This window comes from Nocardioides sp. FY1077 (assembly GCF_058681775.1).
This window is the reverse complement of the sequence record NZ_JBZWDB010000001.1, coordinates 729,484-751,712: the sequence shown is the minus strand read 5'-3', so window position 1 is coordinate 751,712 and position 22,229 is coordinate 729,484. Positions and strand designations below refer to the sequence as shown.

Annotated in this window: 23 protein-coding genes; 8 read left to right on the top strand and 15 right to left on the bottom strand. The window is 75.1% G+C overall.

From position 1 onward, the window contains the following. Positions 1-34: 34 nt before the first annotated feature. The 5 genes from AC4OR8_RS03540 to AC4OR8_RS03520 form a co-directional block, all read right to left on the bottom strand. On the bottom strand, positions 35-2,044 hold the full coding sequence (locus tag AC4OR8_RS03540) for a penicillin-binding transpeptidase domain-containing protein (protein WP_492164187.1): 2,010 nt from the start codon (positions 2,042-2,044) through the stop codon (positions 35-37). Between the two features lie 90 nt (positions 2,045-2,134). After that, positions 2,135-3,241: an SGNH/GDSL hydrolase family protein gene (locus AC4OR8_RS03535; RefSeq protein WP_492164186.1), complete on the bottom strand. Its 1,107-nt coding sequence runs from the start codon at positions 3,239-3,241 to the stop codon at positions 2,135-2,137. Between the two features lie 168 nt (positions 3,242-3,409). Continuing rightward, positions 3,410-5,215, bottom strand: a complete 1,806-nt coding sequence (locus AC4OR8_RS03530) for a DEAD/DEAH box helicase (RefSeq protein ID WP_492164185.1) — start codon at positions 5,213-5,215, stop codon at positions 3,410-3,412. Positions 5,216-5,370: 155 nt separating this feature from the next. Beyond that, positions 5,371-7,200, bottom strand: a complete 1,830-nt coding sequence (gene glmS / locus AC4OR8_RS03525; RefSeq protein WP_492164184.1) for a glutamine--fructose-6-phosphate transaminase (isomerizing) — start codon at positions 7,198-7,200, stop codon at positions 5,371-5,373. 64 nt (positions 7,201-7,264) lie between these two features. Beyond that, on the bottom strand, positions 7,265-7,531 hold the full coding sequence (locus AC4OR8_RS03520; protein WP_492164183.1) for a hypothetical protein: 267 nt from the start codon (positions 7,529-7,531) through the stop codon (positions 7,265-7,267). 268 nt (positions 7,532-7,799) lie between these two features. Between AC4OR8_RS03520 and AC4OR8_RS03515 the strand changes: the two genes are divergently transcribed. From AC4OR8_RS03515 to AC4OR8_RS03500, 4 genes are all read left to right on the top strand, one after another. Next, positions 7,800-7,946, top strand: coding sequence for a hypothetical protein (locus AC4OR8_RS03515; RefSeq protein WP_492164182.1), 147 nt, complete (start codon positions 7,800-7,802; stop codon positions 7,944-7,946). A 169-nt stretch (positions 7,947-8,115) separates the two neighbouring features. Then, complete coding sequence (locus AC4OR8_RS03510) at positions 8,116-8,712, top strand: YceI family protein (protein WP_492164181.1); 597 nt, start codon at positions 8,116-8,118, stop codon at positions 8,710-8,712. 86 nt (positions 8,713-8,798) lie between these two features. Then, positions 8,799-9,752, top strand: a complete 954-nt coding sequence (locus tag AC4OR8_RS03505; protein WP_492164180.1) for a GNAT family N-acetyltransferase — start codon at positions 8,799-8,801, stop codon at positions 9,750-9,752. A gap of 365 nt (positions 9,753-10,117) precedes the next feature. After that, the gene (locus tag AC4OR8_RS03500; RefSeq protein WP_492164179.1) at positions 10,118-10,684 is read left to right on the top strand and encodes a dihydrofolate reductase family protein; all 567 of its coding nucleotides are present in this window, start codon (positions 10,118-10,120) and stop codon (positions 10,682-10,684) included. Positions 10,685-10,706: 22 nt separating this feature from the next. Here AC4OR8_RS03500 and AC4OR8_RS03495 read toward each other — a convergent pair whose 3' ends face one another. From AC4OR8_RS03495 to AC4OR8_RS03485, 3 genes are all read right to left on the bottom strand, one after another. After that, the gene (locus tag AC4OR8_RS03495) at positions 10,707-11,342 is read right to left on the bottom strand and encodes a hypothetical protein (protein WP_492164178.1); all 636 of its coding nucleotides are present in this window, start codon (positions 11,340-11,342) and stop codon (positions 10,707-10,709) included. Then, the gene (locus AC4OR8_RS03490; RefSeq protein ID WP_492164177.1) at positions 11,339-12,511 is read right to left on the bottom strand and encodes an aromatic acid exporter family protein; all 1,173 of its coding nucleotides are present in this window, start codon (positions 12,509-12,511) and stop codon (positions 11,339-11,341) included. The genes AC4OR8_RS03495 and AC4OR8_RS03490 overlap by 4 nt, the downstream gene beginning before the upstream one ends. Before the next feature lie 109 nt (positions 12,512-12,620). Next, on the bottom strand, positions 12,621-13,193 hold the full coding sequence (locus tag AC4OR8_RS03485; RefSeq protein ID WP_492164176.1) for a helix-turn-helix domain-containing protein: 573 nt from the start codon (positions 13,191-13,193) through the stop codon (positions 12,621-12,623). A 104-nt stretch (positions 13,194-13,297) separates the two neighbouring features. Here AC4OR8_RS03485 and AC4OR8_RS03480 point away from each other — a divergent pair, with 104 nt between their 5' ends. Then, positions 13,298-13,966, top strand: coding sequence for a class I SAM-dependent methyltransferase (locus tag AC4OR8_RS03480; protein ID WP_492164175.1), 669 nt, complete (start codon positions 13,298-13,300; stop codon positions 13,964-13,966). A 177-nt stretch (positions 13,967-14,143) separates the two neighbouring features. On the opposite strand, the gene AC4OR8_RS03475 is transcribed toward AC4OR8_RS03480, so the two are convergent. Beyond that, a complete protein-coding gene (locus AC4OR8_RS03475; protein ID WP_492164174.1) occupies positions 14,144-14,761 on the bottom strand; it encodes a TetR/AcrR family transcriptional regulator in 618 nt (205 codons plus the stop codon). An 80-nt stretch (positions 14,762-14,841) separates the two neighbouring features. Here AC4OR8_RS03475 and AC4OR8_RS03470 point away from each other — a divergent pair, with 80 nt between their 5' ends. Next, positions 14,842-15,462 (top strand): TetR/AcrR family transcriptional regulator, encoded by a 621-nt coding sequence (locus AC4OR8_RS03470; protein ID WP_492164173.1) that lies wholly within the window; start codon positions 14,842-14,844, stop codon positions 15,460-15,462. 51 nt (positions 15,463-15,513) lie between these two features. On the opposite strand, the gene paaE is transcribed toward AC4OR8_RS03470, so the two are convergent. From paaE to AC4OR8_RS03440, 6 genes are all read right to left on the bottom strand, one after another. Further along, complete coding sequence (paaE, locus tag AC4OR8_RS03465; protein ID WP_492164172.1) at positions 15,514-16,626, bottom strand: 1,2-phenylacetyl-CoA epoxidase subunit PaaE; 1,113 nt, start codon at positions 16,624-16,626, stop codon at positions 15,514-15,516. Next, a complete protein-coding gene (gene paaD / locus AC4OR8_RS03460; RefSeq protein ID WP_492164171.1) occupies positions 16,627-17,151 on the bottom strand; it encodes a 1,2-phenylacetyl-CoA epoxidase subunit PaaD in 525 nt (174 codons plus the stop codon). Positions 17,152-17,204: 53 nt separating this feature from the next. Further along, entirely contained in the window at positions 17,205-18,140 is a 936-nt protein-coding gene (paaC, locus tag AC4OR8_RS03455; protein ID WP_492164170.1) for a 1,2-phenylacetyl-CoA epoxidase subunit PaaC, read from the bottom strand. Positions 18,141-18,147: 7 nt separating this feature from the next. Further along, positions 18,148-18,552 carry a 1,2-phenylacetyl-CoA epoxidase subunit PaaB gene (gene paaB, locus AC4OR8_RS03450; protein ID WP_492164169.1) on the bottom strand — a complete coding sequence of 135 codons (405 nt, stop codon included), beginning with the start codon at positions 18,550-18,552 and terminating at the stop codon, positions 18,148-18,150. Beyond that, positions 18,549-19,607, bottom strand: coding sequence for a 1,2-phenylacetyl-CoA epoxidase subunit PaaA (paaA, locus tag AC4OR8_RS03445; RefSeq protein WP_492164168.1), 1,059 nt, complete (start codon positions 19,605-19,607; stop codon positions 18,549-18,551). Before paaA ends, paaB begins: the two co-directional genes overlap by 4 nt. Before the next feature lie 112 nt (positions 19,608-19,719). Then, complete coding sequence (locus AC4OR8_RS03440) at positions 19,720-20,175, bottom strand: DUF1707 SHOCT-like domain-containing protein (protein ID WP_492164167.1); 456 nt, start codon at positions 20,173-20,175, stop codon at positions 19,720-19,722. A gap of 179 nt (positions 20,176-20,354) precedes the next feature. Between AC4OR8_RS03440 and AC4OR8_RS03435 the strand changes: the two genes are divergently transcribed. Next, the gene (locus tag AC4OR8_RS03435; protein ID WP_492164166.1) at positions 20,355-21,371 is read left to right on the top strand and encodes an ABC transporter ATP-binding protein; all 1,017 of its coding nucleotides are present in this window, start codon (positions 20,355-20,357) and stop codon (positions 21,369-21,371) included. After that, positions 21,368-22,210 carry an ABC transporter permease gene (locus AC4OR8_RS03430; RefSeq protein ID WP_492164165.1) on the top strand — a complete coding sequence of 281 codons (843 nt, stop codon included), beginning with the start codon at positions 21,368-21,370 and terminating at the stop codon, positions 22,208-22,210. Before AC4OR8_RS03435 ends, AC4OR8_RS03430 begins: the two co-directional genes overlap by 4 nt. Positions 22,211-22,229 lie beyond the last annotated feature (19 nt).

Sequence of the window (22,229 nt, the reverse complement as noted above, 5' to 3'; positions counted from 1 at the left end):
GGGGCCGACGGGCCGGGCGGGCGGGGCGGGAGGCTCAGCGGGCGGCGCGCAGGAACGCCTCCAGCACCGGTCCGGCGGTGCCCGACCCCGACTCGCCGACGTCGACGAACACCGCGACGGCGAGGTCGCCCTGGGCCGCGATCATCCAGGCGTGGGTCAGCACCCGCCCGCCGCGCTCGAACTCCGCGGTGCCGGTCTTGGCGAGCACCGGCGGTCCCGGCACGTCGGCCAGCAGCGACCCGCTGCCCTCGGTGACCACCGCGCGCAGCACCTCACGCAGCGCGGCGGCCTCGCGCCCGGTGAGCGGCGCCGCGCCGTCGGGCGGGGTGGAGCGCTGCCCCTGCACCAGCCAGGGCACCGTGAGCTCGCCGGAGGCGACGGTCGCGGCGACCGAGGCCATCGTCATCGGCGAGGCCAGCACCGTGCCCTGACCGATCAGGTCGGCCGCCTCGGCGGTGGGCGAGCCGGCCGGCTCGACGCTGCCGAAGTACGCCGGGAACCCGAGGTCGTGGTCGATGCCGAGCCCGAGCGACACGGCGGCGTCGTACAGGTCGGTGCCCCGCAGCCGGTCGGCCTGGCTGATCACCGCGGTGTTGCAGGAGTTGGCGATGGCGGTGCGCAGCGGCACCTGGCCGGTGGCCCCCGCGGGGTAGTCGGAGTAGTTGCCGAACTCCCGGCCGTCCACGGTGATCGTCGTCGTGCACGGCACCGGGCTGTCGGGGGTCAGGCCCGCGCGCAGCAGCGCGAGCGTGCTCACCGTCTTGAACGTCGAGCCCGGCGCCAGCTGGCCGTACGTCGCGAGGTTGAGCCCGTCGTTGGCGGTGCCGTTGGCCGCGGCCAGCAGCGCGCCGTCGCTGGGGCGCAGCGCCACGAGCGCGCTCGCCGACGGGACGCCCTCGAGCAGCCGCTCGGCCGTCGTCTGCAGGCCGCGGTCGAGGCTGAGCCGCAGGTCGTCGCCGTCGCGCGCCCGCACCCGGTGGAGCTCGCGCTCGGCCGCGCCCCCGGTGTCCCCGGTGTCCCCGCCGTCGGCCGCCACGGCGCTGACGACCGCGCCGGGCGTGCCGCGCAGCTCGGGGTCGTAGCGCGCCTGGAGGCCGGTGGTGCCGGCCTCGTCGCCCGCGGCGTAGGTGTCGGGCGACTCCTCCACCATCTCGGCGGTCACCTCGCCCACGGCGCCGAGCAGCGGCGCGGCGAACTCGCGGGTGGGCGCCAGCGGCAGCTCGTCGGCCACGGCGAGCGCGCCGGCGATGCGGCGGTAGCCGTCGGCCACCCGGGTCGGCACCTCCTCGCGGCGGAAGGTGATCGCCTCCACGAAGGCCTCGTCGCCGGCGGCGGCGACCCGCTCGGCGTACGGCGCGGGGTCCACGCCCACCAGCCGTGCGAGCGCGAGCGCGGCGGGTCGCGCCTGGGGGGCCCGGCGGAACTGGCTGCGGTCGATGCCGAGGCGGGTGACCGGGCGGTCGGTCACCAGCGTCTGGCCGCCGGCGCCCATGACGTCGCCGCGCGCGGCGGCGACCGGGGTCAGGTCGAGCACCTCCTGCTCGCCGAGGCTCGGCTCCACCAGCGCCGGCTCCCAGGCCACCTGCCACTGCTCGCCCTCGCGCACCAGGTCGACCGTGCTGTCGTAGGTCCACGTCGAGCCGGCCACCGGCCAGGCCCAGGTCAGCGTGGCGGTGGCGGCGTCGCCGTCCTCCTCGACGGGTCCGGCGGTGACGACGGCGGGCTCGAGGTCGCCGAGCCCGGCCACCACGTCGTCGAGCAGGGCCTGCGCCTGCGCGCCGCTCAGGCCGGCCCAGGCCACGGCGCTCACGTCGCCGCCGCTGAGGCCCTCCGCGAGCGCGTCGACCGTCGGCACCGGGTCGGGCGTGCGCACCTGCTCGGCCACCTGGTCGCAGGCCGACAGCAGGCCCGCGACGGCGAGCAGGGCGGTGGTGCCGGCGGCGCGGCTCCGCAGGGTGCGGGTCGTGCGGCCAGGCCGGGTGGTGCGGGCGGTGGTGGGTCGCTCGGCGGGGACCGGCGGGTGGGGCGTGGTGCGTCGCGGCATGTCGTCCCTTCTACGTGACGGTCGGGTGCTCCGCCAGGGAGACGCGCGGGAGCGCCGTCCGGTTGTCGACCGGCCCCGCGCCGCCGCTGCTCAGTGGCGCGCCAGCCACCGCTCCAGGTCGATGCCGGCGCGGCGGGCGGCGGCGCGGGCGGCGGGGGTGGTCAGGTCGGGCGCGACGAAGCTCTCCGGCTCGATGGCGGCGTCGGCCTCGGCGTAGGTGCGCTGCTGGGCGGCCAGCGCCTCGCCCTGGGCGTCGGCGGCACGCCGCAGGTCGGCGTCGACGGGGGCGGGCCGGGCGGTGCGGGCGGCGCCGACCAGGGCCCCTGAGACGAGCGGGGTGTAGCCGGAGGCGTGCCCGGGCTGGTTGGGGTGGTAGCTCTCGGAGACCGGGTTGCTGAAGCCGTTGATCCACTCCACGTCGTCGCAGACCGCGTGCCCGCGGAAGCGCGAGGTGGGATCGGCGAAGGCGAACCCGCGCGCCGCGGCGGCGCTGGCGAGCCGTGCGTTGAGCCGGTCGGCGGTGGTCTTGAGGCGGGTCTCCTCGGCCGGGGAGAAGAAAGTGGCGGCGTTGCAGTCCTCGCCCATGAACACCCTCGGGTAGCCGACCACCACGACCCTGGCCTGCGGCGCACGGCTGCGGATCGAGGCGTAGAGGGTGGACAACCGGCCCGGGAGGGTGCCGCTGATGAAGGCCTGCGCCCGGTCGACGGCGTCGTCGCAGTCGCTCAGCCAGCCCGGCTGGGCGCACTCGGTGAGCACGTCGGCGAAGCCGGCGTCGTTGCCGCCGACCGACACGGTGACGTACGACGTGGCGGCGCCGAGCGCGCCGAGCTGCGTGGCGGTGACGTCGGGGATCGTCGCGCCGGAGCAGGCCCGGAAGTTCAGCGCGTAGCCACGCTGGGCGGCCACCAGGCTGGGGAAGGCGCGAGTCGAGCGCTGGCAGGTGGTGCCGTCGTCGAGGTAGCTGCGGGTGCCGGTGCCCGAGGAGTAGGAGTCGCCGAGGGCGACGTACGTCGGCGCCGCGGCCTGGGCCGGCACCACCGGCAGCAGCGTGGCGGCCGAGGTGGCGCCCAGCGAGGCCACGACGGTGGCGACGCCGACGGCAGCGCTCACCAGCCGGCCGCGCGACGTCCGGGTGGTGGGGTGCGGGGCCGCGGAGGGCCGGGGCGTCGGGTGGGCGGCGGGCTGGTCGGGCACGGGTCCTCCGGGGGGTGTCCCGGGGCCCCGAGCGGCACCGGTGCTCCGCAACCTAGGGCCGCAGGACCCACCGCGGAAGGACCTCGGCCCGACCCCGCCCACGACGAGGGGTTCCCCTCGTCGTGGGCAGCGCGCGCCTCGAGTGCTCCTCGGGCGGCGAGGGGTGCCTCAGTCCTTGTGGCGCGGCTTGCGGGACGACGCCTCGTCGGCGCCGGGCGCCGTGCGACGCACCGGGCCGCTGGCGTCCTCGCGCAGCTCGATCAGCTTGCCGGAGATCCGGGTGTTCTCCAGCTTGGCGTAGACGCTGTTGTCGAGGTCGGCGGGCAGCTCGACGAGGGAGAAGTCGGGCCGGATCTGGATGTGCCCGAAGTCGCCGCGCCGCAGGCCGCCCTCGTTGGCGATGGCGCCCACGATCTGGCGCGGCTCGACCTTGTGGCGCTTGCCCACGGAGATGCGGTACGTCGCCATCGGCACGTCGCTCTGGCCGCGGCGCGCCGGGCGGGCGCCCCGCTCGCCCCCGCGGTCGGGACGCTCGCCCCGGCCCGGTCGGTCGCCGCCACGGTCGGGCCGCTCGGCCGGAGCACGCATCGCGCGGTCGTCGGCGGGGTCGAGCAGCAGCGGGGTGTCGCCCTGCGCCACCACGGCCAGCGCAGCGGCGACGTCCACCTCGGGCACGTCGTGCTCGCTCATGTAGTGGGTGATGATGTCGCGGAACCGGTCGATGCGCGCGGTCTCCTGCAGCGCCGCGGTGATCGCCTCGTCGAAGCGGGTCAGCCGGGTGCTGTTGACGTCCTCCACGCTGGGCAGCTGCATCTGGGTCAGCGGCGAGCGGGTGGCCTTCTCGATGTGCTTGAGCAGGTAGCGCTCGCGCGGGGTGATGAACGAGATGGCGTCGCCCGAGCGGCCGGCGCGGCCGGTGCGGCCGATGCGGTGCACGTAGGACTCGGTGTCGGTGGGGATGTCGTAGTTGACGACGTGGCTGATCCGCTCGACGTCGAGCCCGCGGGCCGCGACGTCGGTGGCGACGAGGATGTCGAGCTTGGCGGCCTTGAGCTGGTTGATCGTGCGCTCGCGCTGCACCTGCGCGACGTCACCGTTGATGGCCGCGGCGGAGAAGCCCCGTGCACGCAGCTTCTCGGCGAGGGTCTCGGTCTCGTTCTTCGTGCGGACGAACACGATCATGCCCTCGAAGTTCTCGACCTCGAGGATGCGGGTGAGCGCGTCCACCTTCTGCGGGTAGCTCACCATCAGGTAGCGCTGGGTGATGTTGGCGGCCGTCGCGGTCTTGTTCTTCACCGTGATCTCGGCCGGGTCGTTCAGGTACTGCTTGGAGAGCCGGCGGATCTGCGAGGGCATGGTCGCCGAGAACAGCGCGACCTGCTTGTCGTCGGGGGTGTCGGCGAGGATCGTCTCGACGTCCTCGGCGAAGCCCATGTTGAGCATCTCGTCGGCCTCGTCGAGCACCAGGAAGCGCAGCTGCGACAGGTCGAGGGTGCCCTTGTCGAGGTGGTCCATGATGCGCCCGGGGGTGCCGACGACGATGTGCACGCCGCGGCGCAGCGCGCTCAGCTGCACCCCGTACGCCTGACCGCCGTAGACCGGCAGCACGTGCACGCCCTTGATGCCGGCGGCGTACTTCTGGAAGGCCTCGCACACCTGCAGCGCCAGCTCGCGGGTCGGGGCGAGCACCAGCGCCTGCGGCGTCTTCTGCGACAGGTCGAGGCGGGACAGGATCGGCAGCGCGAAGGCCGCCGTCTTGCCGGTACCGGTCTGCGCGAGGCCGACGACGTCGCGGCCCTCGAGCAGGGTGGGGATGGTGGCGGCCTGGATGGCCGAGGGGGTCTCGTAGCCGACGTCGCGCAGCGCCTTGAGCACCTGGTCGGAGAGGCCGAAGTCGGCGAAGGTGGGCTCGACAGGGGCGTCGGCGGGGGTCTCGGGAGCGGGTGCGGCGGCCGGTACGTCAGAAGGGGGCACCCGGCAACGGTAGTGGGTCGGCGCGGCGGCGGTGGATTCGTCGTCGCGGAGGCCTGGGTCACGTCGCCGCCGAGGTGGGGTGACAGGGCCGGGTCGTGTGCCCCCCGACGCGCTGCGGCGCGTCGCCGCACACACGACCCGAGACCCCGCCGGCCTCACTCCACCGTGACCGACTTCGCCAGGTTGCGGGGCTTGTCGATGTCGTGGCCGAGGTGCTTGGCGGCGTGGTAGGCCAGCACCTGCAGCGGGATCGTCATCAGGATGGGGTCGAGCTCCTTCTCGCTGCGCGGCACGTCGATGCGCTCCACGTCGAGCTCGCCGAGGTCGACGCCCTCGTGGGTGATCACCACCAGCGGCCCGCCACGGGCGGCGATCTCGTGCAGCGCCGCGACGTTGCGCCCGGTGAGCTCGTCGTCGGGCACGATCGCCACGGTCGGCACGTCGGCGGAGATCAGCGCCAGCGGGCCGTGCTTGAGCTCGGAGGTCTGGTACGCCTCGGCGTGGCGGTAGCTGATCTCCTTGAACTTCTGCGCGCCCTCACGTGCCACCGGGAAGCCGCGCACCCGCCCGACGAAGAACAGGCTGTCGGCGGCGGCGAGGCGGGCGGCCACGTCGGCGAGGCGGTCCTCGCCGGCCAGCACCTCCTCGAGCTGGGCCGGCAGCGCCGTGAGCCCCGCGATGAGGCGGCGGCCGTCGGCCACCGACAGGTCGCGCACCCGGCCGAGCTGCAGCGCGAGCAGCGCGAAGCCCAGGAACATGTTGGTCAGCGCCTTGGTGCTGGCCACCGCGACCTCGGGCCCGGCGTGCAGGTAGATGCCGGCGCCGGCCTCGCGGGCGATGGCGCTGCCGACGACGTTGACCAGCCCGATCACCCGTCCGCCCTTGCGCTGGATCTCCTGCACCGCCAGCAGCGTGTCGACGGTCTCGCCGGACTGGCTCACCGCGACGTAGAGGGTGTCGGGCTCGATGATCGGGTTGCGGTAGCGGAACTCGCTGGCCGCCTCGGCGTCGGCGGGGATGCGGGCGAGCTCCTCGATCATCGAAGCACCCATCTGCCCGACGTAGTACGCCGAGCCGCAGCCCAGGATCTTCACGCGGCGCACCGCGCGGGTGTCGCGGGCGTCCATCTCGAGGCCGCCCAGGTGGGCGGTGCCGAACCGCTCGTCGAGGCGCCCGCGCAGGACGCGCTCGGCGGCGGCGGGCTGCTCGAGCATCTCCTTGCGCATGAACGACTCGTGCTCGCCGGTCTCGTAGGAGCCGGGGTCGACGTCGACCTCGGTGGCGGTGCGGGCGATGCGGGTGAGGTCGTGGCGGACGGTGGTGAAGCCCGAGCCGGTGAGCGTGGCGATCTCGCCGTCCTGCAGGTGGGCGACGGTGGTGGTGTGGCGCACCAGCGCGGCGAGGTCGGAGGCGACGAGCATCTCCTTCTCCCCCACGCCGATGATCAGCGGGCTGCCGTTGCGCGCAACCACGATGCGGTCGGGGAAGTCGGCGTGCACCACCGCGATGCCGTAGGTGCCCTCGACCGCGGCGAGCGCCTCCACGACCTTCTCCTCCAGCGTCGGGGCCTCGGAGCGCCCGACGAGGTGGGCCAGCACCTCGGTGTCGGTGTCGGAGGCCAGGCTCACGCCCTCGTCGGCGAGGCGGGCGCGCAGCGAGGCGGCGTTGTCGATGATGCCGTTGTGCACGACGGCGACGTCGCCCTTCTCGCTGGTGTGCGGGTGGGCGTTCACGTCGTTGGCCGGACCGTGGGTTGCCCAGCGGGTGTGGCCGATGCCGACCTTGCCGGCGAAGCGCTTGGGCAGGTCGACGCCGAGGTCGCGCACCCGTCCGGCCTGCTTGGCGACCTTCACCACCGGCTCGCGGCCGGTGCCGACCACCGCGACGCCGGCGGAGTCGTAGCCGCGGTGCTCCAGGCGGGTCAGGCCCTCCAGGAGCAGGGGGGCGGCCTGCTGGGTGCCGATGTAGCCGACGATGCCGCACATGCGGGGGTCTCCTCTGGTCGTGCCGGGTGGGGTCGAGCTCGTGAACGGGGACGTGCGGGGTGGGTCAGCCGTAGACCAGGCGCCGCAGCTGGCGCTCGGTGAGCGGCGGCGCCGCGACGACGCGGCTCCGCAGCTCGACGGCCAGGAGCGCGAAGATCTCGGCGTTGCGCACCCCGCGCCGCTGCAGCTCGGCGTGGCGCCGGCGGACGACGACCTCCACCGGCTCGGCGAGGTGGTCGACGACGTCCTGCACGACGCGGGCCGCCTCGGCCTCGCTGAGGCCGGTGGTGGCCGCGACGTGCTCGACGAGCGGCGTCCAGGCGGGGGTCACCCGGTGATCGTGGGCCACCGACCCGTTTTCGGCAAGTTCCTGCCCGGATCCGGGCAGGAATGGGGTCTTGCATCCGCCCGCTCTCGTCGCGGTGCGTCGTGAGGGCGTTCGGCAGGGGGGCCTGATCCGTCGAGGTGGAGCGGCATCGCCGCGCCAGCCGCTAGATCACCCCTCCAGGTGGGGGACCGCGTCCACCTGAGCGCTCCACGGGACTTCCCGGTGGGGCCGTGCTACCTTTGGTGAACAGAGGATGAACAGGAGGTGTCTCATGCTGAACTCACAGATGGCCGACCGGCCGACCCAGGTCTGGGTGAGCGTCACCGACGCCACCGGACGCGCCCACCTCGAGGCGCGCTGGATCGACCCCGCTGCTGCTCAGACCGCGATGCCGGCCCACCGGCCGTACGCCGCCTGACGCAGCACCAGCCACGAGCCGCGACCCCGCCGGGGTCGCGGCTCGTCGCACGTCGGGACTCGCCGAGCCCGCCCGGGAATGAAATCGGACCATGGTCCGGTTAGAGTGGTTGAATCTTCACCGACCACCCCGCGCCAGCCTCGCCGACGCCACACCTCAGGAGCACCTCATGGGTATCTTCAGCCGCAAGACCGACACCGCCACCTTCGACGCCCCGCCCACCACGGTCGTCGACGACCTCACCGGCGACTACACCATCGACGCCACCCACAGCCGCCTCGGCTTCAGCGCGCGCCACGCCATGGTCACCACCGTGCGCGGCCAGTTCAAGGACTGGTCCGGCACCGCCCACATCGACACCGCCGACCCCGCCGCGTCGTCGGTGACCCTCTCCATCGTCACCGCGTCGATCGACACCGGCTCCGCCGACCGCGACGGCCACCTGACCTCCCCCGACTTCTTCGACGCCGCGGCCAACCCGACGATCACCTTCGTCTCCACCAAGGTCGAGCGCGACGGCTCCGAGTGGGCGATCACCGGTGACCTCACCATCGCCGGCGTGACCAAGTCCGTGACCATCGACTTCGAGTACGCCGGCTCCGCTCAGGACCCCTTCGGCAACACCCGCGTGGGCTTCGAGGGCGAGACCTCGATCAACCGCAAGGACTGGGGCCTCACCTGGAACGCCGCGCTCGAGACCGGCGGCGTGCTGGTCTCGGAGAAGATCAAGCTCGACTTCGACGTCTCGGCGATCAAGAACGCCTGACCACCGGCTCCCGACGGGAGCCGCACCCGGACGGGGCCGCTGGAAAACCAGCGGCCCCGTCGTGCGTCTGCTGCCAGCATGGCGGGATGACCAGCACCCCCGCCGACGGCCCCGCCCTGCCGACGGACCTGCCGACGGACCTGCCGCCCGGCGTCATCGCTCGGACACTGCAGCCCGGCGACAGCCGTGCGGTCTTCGAGCTGATGGCCGCCCAGGAGCTCCACGACCTCGGCCACACCACCCTCGACGAGGCCGACATCGTCGCCGACTGGCAGCGCCCGTCGTACGACCTGGCGAGCAGCTCGCTGGGGGTGCTCGAGGGGGAGCGGCTGGTCGGGTACGTCGAGCTCGTCTGGCCCACCCGCTACGACGCCGCCGTGCACCCCGACCACCGCGGACGGGGCATCGGCACGCTGCTCGCCGACTGGGTGGAGGAGTTGGCGCGCTCGCGCGGCGCCGAGGTGGTCGGCATGCCGGTGCCGGAGGGCTCGGCCGGTGACCGGCTGCTCGCGGCGCGCGGCCACCACGTGCGCTGGACCAGCTGGGAGCTGCGGCTGCCACCGGGCCACGTCGTCCCGGCGCGACCACTGCCGCCGGGTCACGTGGTGCGGGCGGCCACCGCCGCCGAGCACGAGGCGTGCTGGCGGGTCAACGAGGACGCGTTCCTCGAGTGGTCGGACCGGGAACGGCTGCCGTACGCCGACTGGCGCGCCGCCGTCGTCGACCGGCCCGACGCCGAGCCGTGGGCGCTGCGGGTGGTCGTCGATCCGGGGGGCGAGGTGGTGGCGATGGCCGCGGTGGTGCTCACCGACGACGGCGACGAGCGGGTCGCCTGGGTCGACCGGCTCGCCACCTGCGCCGACCGGCGCGGCCAGGGCCTCGCCCAGGCGCTCCTCGTCGACGCCTTCGCCGAGGCCGCCGCCCACGGCGCCACCACCTCCGCCCTCTCCACCGACTCCCGCACCGGCGCGCTGGGGCTCTACGAGCGGGTCGGCATGCAGGTCGCCTCCACCTGGGTGCACCGGGCCACCCGCCTCTGACCCACCTGTCGCGGCACGGGGCTCGACACGGGTCGTCGAGACCACCCCGGTCCCAGCGCAGGCTGCGGGGGCCTCGATACGGGCGCTGCGCGCCCTACTCGACCAACGAACCGGGCCAGCCCTCGGTGGTCGAGTGCCGAGGAGCGCCGTACGGCCTTCGGTGGTCGAGTGCCGAGGAGCGCCAGCGACGAGGTGTATCGAGACCACCCCGGTCCCAGCGCAGGCTGCGGAGGTCTCGATACGGGCGCTGCGCGCCCTGCTCGACCAACGAACCGGGCCAGCCCTCGGTGGTCGAGGTGTGTCGAGACCCCCGTCTCGGCGATAGCGTGCGGAGCGTCCGCTCGTCACCACCGAGGAGTCCCCCCGTGCGCCAGCTGGTCGTCACCGCGTTCATGTCCCTCGACGGCGTGATGGAGGCGCCGGGCGGCGAGCCCGGCTACCGCAACAGCGGGTGGACCTTCCGCGACGTCGCCCACGACGACGCCGCCTACGAGCTGAAGGGCCGCGAGCAGGAGGAGGCCGGGGCTCTGCTGCTGGGCCGGGTCTCCTACCAGGCCTTCGCCCCCGTGTGGCCCACGATGGTCGACGACTTCGCCGGCTACAACGCGATGCCCCGCTACGTCGTGTCCACCACCCTCGCCACCGACGACGAGCGCTGGCCGGCCACCGTGCTGCGCTCCCTCGACGACGTCGCCGCGCTCAAGCAGACCGACGGCGCACCGGTCCTCGTGCACGGCAGCGCCCGCCTCGGTCGCAGCCTGGCCGACGCCGGGCTGGTCGACCGCTACCACCTGCTGGTGTTCCCCGTGCTGCTCGGCGCCGGGAAGCGGCTGTTCTCCGACGCCGACCGCGACCGCACGCCGCTCGACGTCGTCGAGAGCCAGACCTACGCCAACGGCGTGACCAAGATCGTCGCCGACGTCCGGCGCTGAACCGCGCCGGCGTGCGGCCGGCTCAGCCCGGCACCTCCACCGTGGTGACCACGGAGGTGACCGACGGGCGGCGCGGGGTGGAGGAGAACCCGAAGCGCGGGGGCGGGTCGACCGCGGCCAGGGCGCCGAGGTCGGCGCCCCCGAGCGATCCCGAGACGGCGGTCACGGCGTGGTTGTCGGTGGCGCCGTACCACTCACGGCGGCTGCCGCCGGCGGTGCCGCGGGTGCGTACGCCGCGCACCGCCACGCGCGCCACGGGGTCGGTGACCGCGCACCACCAGGGCGCGGCAGCGACCCGGTCGGGCACCGCGCGCAGCAGGACGCCGATCGCGGTGCGGCGCCCGACGGCGAGGTCGAGCTGCAGCGAGGGCGACCGCACCTGCCAGGCCGTGGCGCCGGAGACCACCGAGAACGGCTCGATGCGCACCTCGTCGAAGGTGTAGGTGGCCTCGATGAAGTCGGCCGCCTCGGTGTGCGGGGCCAGCAGCACCCGGTGGCCCGCCGCGGTCTCCACCATGGCGTCGGAGAACCGCCCCAGGGGCGTGTCGTGCCAGTGGCCCACCACCACCCGCACCCCGCTGGTGGTGCCGACGCCGGCGATCCGGCCGTGGAACCGGCGCCGTGCGGGCGCACCAGCTCGGTCAGCGCTGCGGCTCACGCCTCTCCCCCGCCCCCGCCGGCCGGCTGCTCCCGGCGGGCCCGGCGCTCGGCGCGGCGCTGCACCACCGCCGACAGCGGCAGGGGCGGGCGGCCCATCGGGTTGGCCGCGGCCACCTCGTCGAGGGCGTCGAGGATGTTGCGCAGGTTGATCACCAGCCCGCCCAGCACCGGCCACAGCCGCGGTGCCGGGTCGGCGGGGTCGAGCTCGGCGCCCAGGCTGTCGCCCAGCTCGTCGACCAGCGCGTCGAGGCGCACCCGCACGTCGCGCAGCGCCGTGGGCTGCGCCTCGGCCACCGCGTGCCCGGCGTCGCGCAGCAGCTCCACCCAGCCGTGTCGGAAGGACGCGGGCCAAGCCGCGCGGTCGGTCGAGCGGTAACCGAGGGTGCGCGCCATGCTGCGGGCCTCCGCCACGGCCTGCTCCATGCGGCGCAGCAGGCCGTACCACTCCTCGGGGTCACGCATCTCGCGTGCGGAGCGGCGCACGTTCATCCGGGCGCTCTCACGCGCCTGGCGCACCAGCCCCCAGGCGTGGTCGAGCTCGCCGTCGAGGTCGCGGGTGCGGTCGATCCACCCGTCGGCGGCCTCGTCGGAGCAGCCCTCGGCGAGGCCGTCGGCGATGTCGGTGAGCAGGGCGCCGATGCCGTCGTCGATGCGGTCGATCGCCACCACCGCGACCCGCCGCCGCAGCGGCGGCCACACCAGCAGGTTGACCAGCAGGCCGACGACCACGCCGATGGCGGTGTCGGCGAGCCGGGAGAACAGCATGCTCTGCTCGTCGGAGAAGCCGGTGGTGAGCACGATCAGGGCGGTGGCGGCCACGGTCGTCGACTCGGTGCCGAACCACGGCAGCGCCCCGACGGCCAGGCCCAGGGCAAGCACGACGACCACGGCCGCGGTCTGCAGGCCGAGCAGGTCGCCCACGCCCCAGGCCAGCACCACCCCGGCCACCGCCGCGGCGACCTGGCGCACTCCTTGGGAGAAGGTGCGGTAGACGGTGGCGTGCACGACGAGCAGCGCCGACCACGGCGCCAGGAACGACTGCGGCAGCGACAGCACGTGGGTGGCCACCACCCAGGCCAGCGCCGCGGCCACCACGGTCTTGACCAGCTGGGTCACGTCGGTCCAGAAGATCGGGTCCTGCGCCCGCTCCTCCCACCGCTGCCTCATCTCCGCGACGCTAGCGAGCAGGGCGCCGCCACGGACCCCCGGGAGGGGTGAGCGCGGGCCGCGCGGGCCCGCCGTACGGCGTCGGACGTCGGGCGTCAGGCGTCAGGCGTCAGGCGCCGGAGCGCACGTGCATGCGCTCGCCCTGGGGGCCGAAGAGGCCGAGCAGCTCGATGGGGTGGTCGCCGCGGTTGGCGATGACGTGGGGGGTGCGGGTGTCGAACTCGACCACCTCGCCCGGGGCGAGGTCGAGCGAGCGGTCACCGAGCACGAGGTGGAGCCGGCCCGACAGGACGTAGAGCCACTCGTAGCCCTCGTGCACCCGCGGCTCGTAGGGCTCCGGGGGGTCGTGCGCCGGCACCACGATCTTGAACGCCTGGAGCCCGCCGGGACGCCGGGTGAGCGGCACGTAGGTGCGACCGTGCCGCACGATCGGCCGGGCGCGCACCCGGGGGTCGCCGGTCTCGGGGGCGTCGACCAGCTCGTCGAGCGGCACCTGGTGGGCGCGGGCCAGCGGCAGCAGCAGCTCGAGGGTCGGCTTGCGCTGCCCCGACTCCAGCCGCGACAGGGTGCTCACCGAGATGCCGGTGCTCGCCGCGAGGTCGGTCAGGGTGGCACCCCGCTCGACCCTCAGGGCGCGCAGCCGCGGCCCCACCCGCTCCAGCGCACCTGCCAGTCCGTCCATGCGACCAGTTTGCCACTCCGGCAACAATGTTTGTCAATCGGCGCGGGGTCACGCAGGCTGGTACGACGGTCGCGGACAGCGGCCGACGAGCGCGAGGAGCAGCGATGAGCGGGCACGAGCAGCACGGGGACGCCACCTACCGGGACCAGGGGCACGCGACGGAGATGTTCGAGCCGCCCGCCTGGGAGGAGCGCTACGCCGGCGAGGAGACGATCTGGAGCGGTCGGCCCAACCCGCAGCTGGTGACCGAGGCCGCCCGGCTCACCCCCGGCACCGCCCTCGACGTCGGCTGCGGGGAGGGCGGCGACGTGGTGTGGCTGGCCCAGCAGGGGTGGCGCGTCACCGGCGCCGACTTCTCCGCCAACGGCCTCGCCCGCGCGGCCCGGCACGCCGAGCAGTCCGGCGTCGCGGAGCGCACCGACTGGTGGCAGGTCGACGCCCGCACCTTCGACCCCGCCGGTCGCACCTGGGACCTGGTGACCACCCACTTCCTGCACCCGCCGGACGGCGGCATGGTCGAGGTGGCCGGCCTGCTGGCCCGCGCCGTCGCCCCCGGCGGCCACCTCCTCGTCGTCGGTCACGCACCGTCGTCGGTGTTCACCCAGCTCAGCGACAGCCACCGCCGCGCGATGTTCCTCGCCGAGGAGCTGGTGCCGGGCCTGCCCGACGGCTTCGAGGTCGTCGTCGTGGAGCAGCGCCCGCGCACGATGGTGCGCGACGGGGTCACCGTCGACGTGCACGACGCCACGCTGCTGGCCCGTCGTACGGCCTAGTCGGCAGGCGGGCCGGAGCCTGGTGAGGGACGGCCTCGTCGCCCGGGCGGCCCGACGGACGGGCGGCGCCGCGGCGGCGCTGGGATCCACGCTGCTCAACGGAGGGGCACACGTGTGCCCCTCCGTTGACCACGCCGGCGCCACGCCCCCAGGCCCCGGCCTGGCGGGCGGGCGGGGTCAGCGGCGGGCGGTGAGCGCGAAGGCGCGGGTGGCCGCGTCGACGATGTGCGTCGGGTCGGTGTCCACGGCGTTCTCGAGCCAGGCAGTCACCAGCTCGGTGATCCCGCCGATGAACATCAGTGCCCAGAGCCGGGCCTCCTCGCCGGTGAGGGCGTCGTCGCCGTACAGCTCCTGGGCCTCGCGCACCGCGAGCTCGCCGAAGCTCCGCAGCAGCGCGTTGCGCTCGGGGCGGGTCTCGGGGCGGGCGGGCGCCTCGAGCATCGCCACCCGGCCGCGCCGCGGGTCGTCGGCGACCACGGCGACGAAGGCCCCGAGCCCGGCGCGCACCCGCTCGGTGGGGCCGCCCTCGGTCTCGTCGATCGCGGTGACGACCGCCCGGGTGATCTCGTCGCTGATGCCGCGCAGCACCGCGACCAGGGCGTCGTCGAGGGAGGCGAAGTGCTCGTAGAAGTAGCGCTCGGTGAGCCCGGCCTCGGCGCAGATCCGCGTCATCGTCACCCGCGGACCGCTCGCCGCGCCCCACACCTCGAGGGCCGCCTCGAGCAGCTGCGCGCGGCGGGTGGCGGTACGCTCCTGGGCCGACATGCCCCGGTAGCGCCCCGCCTTCACCGCCATGTCCCCATCCTGGCACCCCCCGGCCGCCGGCGTGGCGGATGCCCGGTCGACGCCCGGCCGGGCCGTGGGACGATCGGCCGGTGACCGCTGACGGCCCCTCCCCCGCGGCGCCCCCGGCCCGGCGCGGGCGGCCCGGCTACGACCAGGAGACCGTGCTGCGGCGGGCGATCGACCTGTTCAACCGGCAGGGGTACGACGGCACCAGCATGGGCGACGTCGCGCGCGAGCTCGGCCTGACGAAGTCGGCGATCTACCACCACGTGCCGAGCAAGGAGCACCTGCTGTCGGCCGCCCTCGACGAGGCGCTCGACGGGCTCACCGCGGCGGTGGCCGACGCCGTCGACGACCCCGCCACCAGCGCCGGCGAGCGGCTGCGCACGGCGGTGCACCAGTCGGTGGAGATCCTGGTGCGCCACCTGCCGGCGGTGACGCTGCTGCTGCGCGTGCGCGGCAACAGCGCCGTGGAGCTCGCCGCGCTGGAGCGGCGCCGGGCGGTCGACGACCAGCTCGCGCGACTGGTGCGGGAGGCGGCCGCGGAGGGCGCCGTGCGCGACGACATCGCGCCCGACCTGATCAGCCGGCTGCTGTTCGGCACGGTCAACTCCCTGGTGGAGTGGTACCGCCCCGGCGGTCCGGTGGACCCCGCCGAGCTGGCCGACGCGGTCACCGCGCTGGCCTTCGAGGGCCTGCGCGCCCGCTGACCGCCGCCGGCCGCCGGTCGCCCGCAGGCATCGCGTAGGCAGCGCGGCGGGTCAGGCGTCGAAGTCGACGCTCACCTGCTCGCCGACGGCGTACGTCTGGCAGGTGAGCACGTAGCCGCGCTCCACCTCGTCGTCGTCGAGGGCGTAGTTGCGGCGCATGTCGACCTCGCCGGCCACGACCTGGGCCCGGCAGGTGCCGCACACGCCGCCCTTGCAGGCGAACGGCAGGTCGGGGCGGGTGGCCACGGCGCCGTCGAGCAAGGAGCGCCCGCGCGGGAGCGCCGAGGTGGTGGCGCGGCCGTCGAGGACGACGGTGACCTCGCTGGTGTCGCCGTCGGCCGCGGGCGCGGCACGGCGGGGCTCGGGCGGCGGCTCGTCGACGTGGAACAGCTCGACGTGCACCCGCTCGCGGGGCACCCCCAGCTCGTCGAGCACGGCCCGGGCGTCGGTGACCAGGCCGAACGGGCCGCACAGCCACACGTGGTCGAGCTCGGCGACAGGCACCAGCGCGGCGAGCAGCCGCCGCAACCGGTCGGCGTCGAGACGCCCGGAGAACAGCTCGCCGTCGCGCGGCTCCCGCGACAGCACGTGCACCAGCTCGAGCCGGTGGCCGTGGCGGTCCTTGAGGTCGGCGAGCTCCTCGGCGAACATCACCGACCCGCTGGTGCGGTTGCCGTAGAGCAGGGTGAGCCTGGCGTCGGGGTCGGCGAGCACGGCGGCCGCCACCGACAGCAGCGGGGTGATGCCGGAGCCGGCCGCCACGCAGAGGTGGCGCCCGCCCGGGCGCGGGACGACGCGGAACCCGCCCGACGGCGGCGCCACCTCCACGGTGTCGCCGGGGCGCACGTCGCGCACCAGCCACGTCGAGAACAACCCGTCGGCGACCTCGCGCACCCCCACCCGCGGCGCCCCGCCCGGAGGGGCGCACAGGGAGTAGGAACGACGGTGCTCCTGGCCGTCGACGACCCGGCGCAGCGTGAGCGCCTGCCCCGCGGTGAAGGCGTACGCCGCGCGCAGGTGCTCGGGCACGTCGAAGGTGACCGCCACGGCGTCGTCGGTGAGCCGCTCCACCGCCGCCACCGTGAGCGGGTGGAACCCGAGCCTGCCGGTCCCGGTCCCGGTCCCTGTGCCGGTGCGGGCGTCGGTCGTCGTCGCGGGGGCCACTCAGATCTCCTTGACGTGCTCGAAGGGCTCCAGGCAGGCCGGACAGCGGTAGAGCGCCTTGCAGGCCGTCGCCCCGAACTCCGAGACCAGCACCGCGTCGGGCGACCCGCAGCGCGGGCAGGTCAGCGCCCGGCGCGTGGGCGCCAGGTCGAGCAGCACCCGCCCGGGGAGCGGGGCCGGTGCCGGTGCCGACAGCCCGTGGGCGCGGAGCCGGTCGCGTCCCCGGGCGGTGATCCAGTCGCTCGACCAGGCCGGCGCCAGGCTCACCCGCACCTCCACGTCGCGGTGCCCGTGCTCGTGCAGCAGGTGCACGACGTCGTCGCGCATCGTGGCCAGCGCCGGGCAGCCGGAGTAGGTGGGGGTCAGCGTGACCACCACCCGGCCGGCGTCGTCCACCTCGACGCCGCGCAGCACGCCGAGGTCGCCCAGCGTCAGCATCGGCATCTCCGGGTCGACCACCGTGGCGACCAGGGCGCGGACGTCGTCCGCGACGACGGGGCGCACGGGGGTCGGCGTCGGACCCACCGGACTCACCACCGGACGCACCACGGGACTCACCACGGGACTCACCACGGGACTCACCACCGGCCCAGCGGGTGGGCCCGCGCCACGACCTGCATCTCGGCCAGCATGGGCCCGAGGGCCTCGGTGTGGCGCCCGTGGCGGCCGGTACCGCCCGCCACTGCCCCGGCCTGCGGCACCGCAGGACGCTCCACGGAGGCGGCGGTGAACACCTGGTCGAGCACGTCGGCCACCTCCGTGGCCAGCCCGGCCGGGTCGACACCGACGCCCTGCCGGGCGAGGGCCGCCTCCACCGGGTGGGTGCCGAACAGCTCGTCGTGGTGAGGCCACACCACGGCGAGCCCGGCGCGCAGCCGACGGCGCGACTCCTCGGTGCCGCGGGCCAGGGTGACGAACCAGCGAGCGGAGTAGTCGCGGTGGTAGGCGACCTCCTTGACACCCTTCGCCGCCACCGCCGCCAGCACGGGGTCGCGGCTGTCGCGCAGGCGCTGCAGCAGGGCCAGGCGGTGGGCCGAGAAGACCAGCAGCCGGGCGGTCGTCGCGGCGAAGTCGCCGTTCGCGGCCTCCACCAGGCGCACGTTGCGCAGCTCCCCGGCCTCCCGGAAGAACGCCAGTGCGTCCTCTGCGGGCACCGGCGACGCCGCCGGCAGCACCGGCACCACCGAGGGGTCGGCGGCCGCGGCGCGCGCCAGCAGCAGCCGGGCCTGGCCGAGCAGGTCGAGCGCGACGTTGGCCAGCGCGATGTCGTCCTCGAGGTCGGGGGCGTTGCTTGCCCACTGCGACAGCCGGTGGGCCAGCACGAGCGCGTCGTCGCCCAGCATCAGGCAGTACGCCGCGAGCGCGGCGGGGTCGACGCCGTCGGGCACCGTCGTGTCGACGCCGGCGAGGGGGTCCTCGACGTCGGTGCCGAACGCCCAGCGGGAGTCGTCGCCGCCGGCGAGGCCGTCGTAGACCGACCCGTGGTCGGTGCTGGACCCGGTGTCGGGGCTCATCGCACGCTCACAGGTGCGGGACGTCGTCGGCGACGGAGTAGAAGGTGGGGTGGCGGTAGGCCTTGTCGCCGGCCGGGGCGAAGAAGGGGTCCTTCTCGTCGGGGCTGGAGGCCACCACCTGCTCGGCGCGCACCACCCAGATGCTGACGCCCTCGTTGCGGCGCGTGTAGACGTCACGGGCGTGGTGCAGCGCCATCCGGTCGTCGGCGGCGTGCAGCGACCCGACGTGCACGTGGTTGAGCCCGCGGCGGCTGCGCACGAACACCTCGTAGAGCGGCCACTCGCCCCGTGGTGACGCGCCCACCCCGTCGGTCGGCCCGTCGGCCAGCCCGCTCGGCACGCCGGCCAGCGGCACCGCCCCGTGGCCCCCACCGGCTGCCAGGTCGCGCGGCTGGTCCTGGTCGGCGCTCACGCCGTCGCCCCCGCGGTGAGGCGCGCCCCGGTCCGCGGCGTGGCACCCGGCCCGTCCGGGGAGCCCAGCGGCAGGCCGCCGCGGGCGTACGCCGTCGCGGCCTCGCGCACCCAGGCGCCGTCGTCCCAGGCGCGGCGCCGGTGGGCCAGCCGCTCGGCGCTGCACGGCCCGCCGCCGCGCACCACCCGCATCAGCTCCTCCCAGTCGGGGGTGCCGAAGTCGTGGTGGCCGCGCTCGGCGTTCCACGCCAGGTCGGGGTCGGGCAGGGTCACCCCGAGCGCCTCGGCCTGCGGCACGGTCATGTCGACGAACTTCTGGCGCAGCTCGTCGTTGGTGTCGCGCTTGATGCCCCAGGCCATCGACTGCGCGGTGTTCGGCGAGTCGGCGTCGGGCGGGCCGAACATCATCAGCGCCGGCCACCAGAAGCGGTCCACCGACTCCTGCACCATGGCCCGCTGCTCGTCGGTGCCGCGCATCATCGTGGCCAGCAGCTCGAAGCCCTGGCGCTGGTGGAACGACTCCTCCTTGCAGACCCGGATCATCGCGCGGCCGTAGGGCCCGTAGGAGGTGCGGCACAGCGGCACCTGGTTGCAGATCGCCGCGCCGTCGACCAGCCAGCCGATCGTGCCGACGTCGGCGTAGGACAGCGTGGGGTAGGCGAAGATCGAGGAGTACTTCTGCCGCCCGTCGATCAGCTTCTCGGTGAGGTCCTGGCGCGAGACGCCGAGGGTCTCGCAGGCGGAGTAGAGGTAGAGCCCGTGGCCGGCCTCGTCCTGCACCTTGGCCAGCAGGATCGCCTTGCGCCGCAGGCTCGGGGCGCGGGTGAGCCAGCCGCCCTCGGGCTGCATGCCGATGATCTCGGAGTGGGCGTGCTGCGCCACCTGCCGCACCAGCGTCGCGCGGTAGCCCTGCGGCATCCAGTCGCGGGGCTCCACCCGGTCGTGCCGGGCGACGATCGCCTCGAACTCCGCGAGCCGGTCGGCGTCGGTGGCGGCGTCGGTCCCGGCCTCGGTGGCGGCGCCGGTGGTCTCGGTGGCGGGGTGCGTGGTGGTCATCGTGCCTCCGGGAGCGGGTGCCGGTGCGATTACAGACCGAGCGGTCGGTAATAGTCTGGCAGGCCCCACGCGCCCACGCAACGGCTCCTGCGGAGCCGGAAGCGTGCAGGTGTCAGCGCGGACGCCGGTCGCGGCGGTCGTGGCCCAGCACGACGACCAGCGCCACCAGCGCGCCGAGCAGCAGCCACCACGTGGTCGTCCACCACCCCACGACCAGCACCGCGGACGCCCCGAGCGCCAGGCTCACCGTCGTCGTGCCGGGCAGGCCCCTGCGGGCGGGGCCGGCCGGCGACGACCCGCGCGGCCGCACCGGCAGGGGTGCGACGGGCGGGTGGCCGTAGGCGTACGTCGGGGCCGGCCCGCGGCCCGACGACCACCCGGGCTGCTGGTGGGGTCCGGGAAGGTCGGCGAAGAGCGGCACCAGGTCGCCGCGGGTGGTCGCGGCCCAGATGCGGCCCACGCGGTCGGCGTGCTCGTCGGTGGTGAGCAGCCCGTCGGCGTACATCGCGGCGAGGTAGGCCGAGGCCTGCTCCCGCTCCGCGTCACCGATCCGCACCTCGTCGCCCACACCCCCACCCTGCCCCGCCACCGCCCGGGCCAACCCCGACGGCCCCCGACGGCCCCCGACGGCCCCGAGCGCTCCTGCGGCACCGATGACATCTGTCACCGCCGAGGCGTGCAGCCCCCACCGCGACCGGTGAGCCCAGGCACTGCCGCCGACGGCGTCGGCGCAGCAGGCTGGTGCCCATGGACGACGACCGCAGCCCCTCCCCCCACCGACCACCCACCGACGACACCGCGCCGGCCATCGAGCTCACCGACCTGCGGCGCAGCTACGGCAGCGGTGCGACGGCCTTCGAGGCCGTGCGCGGTGTCAACCTGCAGGTCGCCGCCGGCTCGGTGACCGCGCTGCTCGGCACCAACGGCGCCGGCAAGACCTCCACCCTCGAGCTCGTGGAGGGCCTCGCCTCGCCCAGCTCCGGCAGCGTGCGGGTGCTGGGCCTCGACCCGGTGGCCGACCGGGCGACGGTGCGGCGGCGCACCGGCGTGCTGCTGCAGACCAGCGGGTTCTCCGGCGACCTCACCGTGCGCGAGACGCTGCGGATGTGGGCCGCCACGCTCACGGCCCCGCGCGGGGTGGAGGAGTCGCTGCGGCGGCTCTCGCTCACCGACCGTGCGGACGTGCGGGTGGGCTCGCTCTCCGGCGGCGAGCAGCGGCGGCTCGACCTCGCCTGCACCCTGATGGGCCGCCCCGACGTGGTGCTGCTCGACGAGCCCACCACCGGGCTCGACCCCGAGAGCCGGCGCGACGTGTGGCGCATCGTGCGCGACCTGCGTGACCAGGGCGCGGCGGTGCTGCTGACCACCCACTACCTCGAGGAGGCCGAGGCGCTGGCCGACCACCTCGCGATCATGCACGCGGGCCGGGTGCAGCGCGCCGGCACGCCGGCGGAGATCGCCGTTGGCCACCCGTCGACGATCCGGTTCGCCTCCCCCGGCCGCCCGCTGCCGGCGCTCGCCGCCGCCCGGACCGAGGACGACGGCCACACCACCGCCGTGCACACCCCCGACCTGCAGGCCACCCTCGGCGCGCTGCTGCGCTGGGCCGACGAGCACGGCGTGCGCCTCGAGCGCCTCGACGCACGCACGGCCAGCCTGGAGACGGTCTTCCTCGCCGTCGCCGACGGGCGCACCCCCGACACCCACCCCGCCCCCGAGACCCCCGACACCGCCACCCCCGACACCGCTGGAGCGAGCCGATGAGCACCCCCACCGCGACCCCGCACGACCCCACCGGCCCCACGAGCCCGGACTCCGCGGGCGGCGCCGACGGCAGCCGCGTCGCCCTGCGCCGCGTCGTCGGCCTGGCCCGCGCCAACGCCACCCTGATGGCGCGCAACCGGCTGACCCTGCTCTACGGCCTGGTGCTGCCGGTGGCACCGCTGGCGCTGCTGCTGGCCGCCGATCGCGGGGACGTCGGCGCGGGCGCCGCCAGCCTCGTCTCGTGCCTGATGATGACGCTGCTGTTCCCCGTCTACTACACGCTGCTCTCGCAGTTCGTCACCCGCCGCGACGAGCTGGTGCTCAAGCGGCTGCGCACCGGCGAGACCCGCGACCTCGAGCTCCTGGTCGCCCTCGCCCTGCCCGGGGTGGCGGTGGGCGTGGTGGTCTCGGTCCTCACCGCGGTGGTGGCGCTGGCGATGGGCGTGCCGGCCCCGGTCAACCCGCTGCTGCACGTCGTCGCCGTCCTCGTGGGGTCGGTGATGGCCGTCGCGCTGGCGTTCTGGACGGCGGCCTGGACCCGCAACGCCGAGGCCGCGCAGATGACGAGCCTGCCGGTGATCCTGCTGCTCGTGGTCGGCCAGGTGGCGGTGTCGTTCTCCGACTCGGTCCAGCGCTTCACCGACCTGACGCCCGGCTCGGCGCTGACCGAGCTGGTGCGTGTCGGGTGGTTCGGTCTCGACGGCTCGGGCACCACGCCCAGCCTCGGCCTCGGCGAGAGCTGGGCCGCCGCCGGCCAGCCGCTGCTGGTGCTCGTCGCCTGGACGGCCATCGGTGTGGCGATGGCCCGCCGCTGGCTGCGCTGGGAGCCCCTGCGCTGACCGGCGTCGGTCGGCGCTG